This window comes from Bradyrhizobium sp., assembly GCF_049512235.1.
Classification (GTDB): Bacteria; Pseudomonadota; Alphaproteobacteria; order Rhizobiales; family Xanthobacteraceae; genus Bradyrhizobium.
In genome coordinates this window covers 1-3,742 of record NZ_JBEKXH010000685.1, presented here as the reverse complement: position 1 = coordinate 3,742, position 3,742 = coordinate 1, and the positions used below count along the sequence as shown (strand labels likewise).

Below are 3,742 nucleotides of genomic sequence, written 5' to 3'. Positions count from 1 at the left end.
CTACGTACCACCTCGCATGAGGCGCTGCAGGAGGCGTGGTACAGAGTGCTTGCGAACGAGGGCGGGCAAGGTGGCGACGGCGCCTTGGCGCTCACGGGATTTGACCCACCTATGCTCACCGGAATTGACCCACCAGGACGGCTTCCCACCCTACTCAATCAACGCGGTTCAATGCGTCTGCGCATTGTCTGCGCTTCAATTCGTCTTGACTTGAGAGCGCGCGCCATGCACAATTTTCTGACGTTGAATATGAGAGGGAATAACTTCCGTTGGCGCGCGCCAACACACCGAGCAGCTAAGACGAACTACTTTCGTGCTTAGTGGGCAAAGTGCGTAGCGCGGACAAATAGTTGTTATATCGTACCGCGCACCGTTTTCTGAAAGAAGACGAGAGCGCGGTTTACTGCGCTTTAGCGTCGACCTTGATGGCTAAGTTTGGCCGGTAAGGCGAGCCCTGTAAAGGCGGGCCTTTGGCCCCCGCCTCCGGCGGCTTCGGCCTTGACAGGGCCCGCCTTACCGGCCCTCGTTTGCCACCAAGAGATCGACGGTGAGGCTTGGCCGGCGCCAGCCCCCCTCCCGTGTCCCCCTGTCGCAGGCCCCCCCTAAATCCTACTCGCTACACGCAGCTCCAAGTCTACGCGTAGGTGCGCACTTTGTGGGTCAACAAAAATGAGCATAGGTGGGTCCATTCCGGTGAGCGCCGAGGATCGTCGCTGATTTCGATCGTGTGCAAGGTGTCAATCCTGTTGCATCCCACCAATATAGCGGTTTTGGGAACTTTGCAGGTCATTTGACAGCCGTGTGGGTAGCTATAGCGGCGGTCAAGGATCCGCAGGCCAACGCGTAAGCGGCGCGTACCGTCCTTGAGAGCCGTTCGCTGCTACGCGATACTTGGCACAGGAGCGCTCCGCGTTCGGATGCGGTTCGGTTGCCATTTCCGCTTCCCGTTCCCTCTATAACTTACGGGAAGCGGAAGTGGGAAGCCCCTCAAAACGCCTTGCCCCCTATGTTCTGCGACAGCAGCCATGGTCGATAATTGGATGAGATCGCGAAATATCCGGACGAGATGTGGTTCATTTCCGGATTGGACACACGGCCCTTGCATCTCGCAGCTCCTTGCTTCTTGGATGACAAACGGAAAACGCCCATGACGACCGCCTCCCCCTCCTCCGGCAGCAGCCTCGAAACCCTGCGCGCGCAAGCCCGCGATTGCCGCGCCTGCCCGCTCTGGAAGGACGCCACCCAGACCGTGTTCGGCGAGGGTCCGGAAACCGCGCAGGTGATGCTGGTCGGCGAGCAGCCCGGCGACAAGGAGGACCTGGCCGGCAGACCTTTCGTCGGACCGACTGGACAACTGCTCGATCGCGCGCTGCAACAGGCCGGCATCGACCGCAGCCAAGTCTACATCACCGGCGCCGTCAAACATTTCAAATTTGTCCCCCGCGGAAAAATCCGTCTGCACCAGAAGCCGACGACGGCGGAGATCAGGGCCTGCCGGCCGTGGTATGAGCGCGAACTGGCGGCGATCCGACCCGAGCTGGTGGTGGCGATGGGCGCCACCGCCGCGCACAGCGTGTTGGGCCGGGTCATGCCGGTCAATAAAAATCGCGGCCGCCTGTTCGATCTCGCCGCGGGCATCAAGGCGCTGGTGACGGTGCATCCGTCCTACCTGCTGAGGCTGCCCGACGCCGACGCCAGGGCACGCGAATACCAGCAGTTTGTCGACGACCTGAAAATCGCGGCCCCCGGCGGTGAATTCGAGCGCAACCGGTTGCCTTCACGGAAGGTCGAGCTTTGAGCGGGTTTCTGCTTGGAGGCTGAACTCATATGCCAAGGGCTCCCACCGAAATCCGCTCGCTGGCGCGCAGCCATACCCGGATCGCGATCAAGATCCTCGTCGGCATCGTGCAAAAAAGAGAGTGCGCAACGAGTACCCTTGGCGGGCCCCCGGGAGAAGTCAGCAAGCAGGAGGAACGTCTACGGCCGATGGGGGCCGAGGTTTACGATCAGCTCTTTGTGGCGCTCATTCACCAGGATGAATTGCCGGCGCGCTTCCGTAAACAACGCTTTGTCGGCATGACCGACAATTCCGAAGCCGGGCTTGTCTAATTCTGGAAAATATTCGGGCGAGAGCGGCATGAATGCACGTCTTCGCACGTCGATTAAGAAGGCGGTACGGTTGCCGCTCCGCTGAGCACGGTCGACGGGCACCGAATTACGCCGGTTGGCGGATTTGCCCCGAATTTTCCGACCTGCGAAGAGGTATAGACGGCCACCACGATCCCGCGCTTGGGTACCGGCCTGGCAGTGGTGCGGGCGGCCTCCCGGGGGGTGAATGTCGCCATTATGAGAGCGGCTTGACGACCCGGCCCCGGATTGTTCGGATCGGCCTCAAAGGGAAAATTGGTCCAGACGAAATCTCCGGGCAGGAACGGAACCATCACAGGGAAGTAAACATTCTGAGGCGGTCTTGGTAGTCTTCCTCCGCCTCCCCCGGGGTACGGTCCATCTCGTAGCGTTCCAGGCTGAAGGGCGGCAAATCGGGCGACGACTCCCGGAACAGGTCGATATACTCGACGTGACGACGGACAAGCCCTTCGATGAGGGTATTCACGTCGATGCTGTCGAGGGCAGCAGTCCGCAGCGCCGCTTCGTAGACATCGTCGCTGATTTCGATCGTGTGCATGGTTTCAATCCTGTTGCTCTTTGCAGGTCATTTTGACAGCCGTGTCGGTAGCTATTCAAGTTGTCCGGTTTTGGTAGCACATACAACCGCTCCATCGCATCAGGCAAACTTGTCATCCCCGCGCAGGCGTTCGCGCAGGAGCGATCGAAATTGCCTCCGGTGGGCGTGTTTTCGAACTGCGTCGCCGGGGTGATGGCGCTGATACGCACGCTCTGGTTCGTGGTGTTCACGGAACCAGAGGCATTGGCGGTCTTCGTGACCATGACGTTCGGATTCGGCGACGCCGGCGGCGTAAATACATTTACGAATGTGTCGTCGACCAGGGTACCCAGAGTTTCGCTAAATTCGTCGATGTTCGCGCCCGAACCGCACACCGTATTCGGCGGACAGGGTGGTCCCGACCCACTGACAGGGAAATAGACATTTTCGACAAGGATATTCTGGGGCGGGTCTTGTAGCGGCACGGCGACCGAGAAAATGTTGGCGCCAGGAAAGACGGTAATGCCCCCAGCGGCGCCGCCGCTAATGCTGATGAAAGCCAGATTGTAAGTTGTCGTTCCGACAGAGATTGTTGGTTCGGCGTTTGTCGGCGCACTCGTGGAGGGTCCCGAAAGAGGCCCCCCCAAAGGGAAGCCGGAGTTTGGAACGGTGACCAACTGCCCGCCGGATCCCGTTCGTGGTTGGCGCCCTGCTGAACTCGTTGGTGGCTGGTAAAATACGCTGACCTCGGTCATCGTGGCCGCGACGGTTGGTGGAATCGCGTATAGCGAGGTCAGCAGCGATCCCAAAAGCAGCGCCGGTAAATCAATGCGTTTCATCGTATTCTCCCTTGGTTTGAATAATTTGACTAAGACCGGTCCCGGTCCGGCTTACGCGGCTTACGGTGACAGTGTACTCAATTAACGTAGGTGAATTGAGTACACTGTCACCGTTATTCCCAAAAGCCGAAGTCCGTATGCGTATAAGAAAACTGATTGAATTGCATATTTGTGAGCAGATGCTTGCCGCCGCCACACGGATTCCGCCAATAGTCGCCCTGAATGGCGTTCTCGCCGT

At 59.2% G+C, this 3,742-nt stretch carries 4 protein-coding genes and 1 pseudogene; 3 read left to right on the top strand and 2 right to left on the bottom strand.

Annotated elements, in window-relative coordinates; all coding sequences use genetic code 11:
- From ABSG20_RS33905 to ABSG20_RS33895, 3 genes and pseudogenes are all read left to right on the top strand, one after another.
- A partial coding sequence (locus ABSG20_RS33905; protein WP_423868799.1) for a hypothetical protein occupies window positions 1-321 on the top strand: 321 nt, incomplete at its 5' end.
- 811 nt (window positions 322-1,132) lie between these two features.
- Window positions 1,133-1,798 (top strand): annotated as a pseudogene (locus tag ABSG20_RS33900) (UdgX family uracil-DNA binding protein); the annotation flags it as partial.
- 29 nt (window positions 1,799-1,827) lie between these two features.
- Window positions 1,828-2,109, top strand: coding sequence for a hypothetical protein (locus tag ABSG20_RS33895; protein WP_423868798.1), 282 nt, complete (start codon window positions 1,828-1,830; stop codon window positions 2,107-2,109).
- Window positions 2,110-2,440: 331 nt separating this feature from the next.
- Here the strand turns inward: ABSG20_RS33895 and ABSG20_RS33890 are convergent, their stop codons facing one another.
- Both ABSG20_RS33890 and ABSG20_RS33885 read right to left on the bottom strand, forming a co-directional pair.
- Complete coding sequence (locus tag ABSG20_RS33890; RefSeq protein ID WP_423868797.1) at window positions 2,441-2,686, bottom strand: hypothetical protein; 246 nt, start codon at window positions 2,684-2,686, stop codon at window positions 2,441-2,443.
- Window positions 2,611-3,504 carry a hypothetical protein gene (locus ABSG20_RS33885; RefSeq protein WP_423868796.1) on the bottom strand — a complete coding sequence of 298 codons (894 nt, stop codon included), beginning with the start codon at window positions 3,502-3,504 and terminating at the stop codon, window positions 2,611-2,613. Before ABSG20_RS33885 ends, ABSG20_RS33890 begins: the two co-directional genes overlap by 76 nt.
- Window positions 3,505-3,742: the final 238 nt, after the last annotated feature.

What these genes read in the sequence shown, in the direction of transcription:
- ABSG20_RS33885 (WP_423868796.1), bottom strand. Translation starts at nt 3,504, where the DNA reads ATGAAACGCATTGATTTACCGGCGCTGCTTTTGGGATCGCTGCTGACC.
- ABSG20_RS33895 (WP_423868798.1), top strand. Translation starts at nt 1,828, where the DNA reads ATGCCAAGGGCTCCCACCGAAATCCGCTCGCTGGCGCGCAGCCATACC.
- ABSG20_RS33890 (WP_423868797.1), bottom strand. Translation starts at nt 2,686, where the DNA reads ATGCACACGATCGAAATCAGCGACGATGTCTACGAAGCGGCGCTGCGG.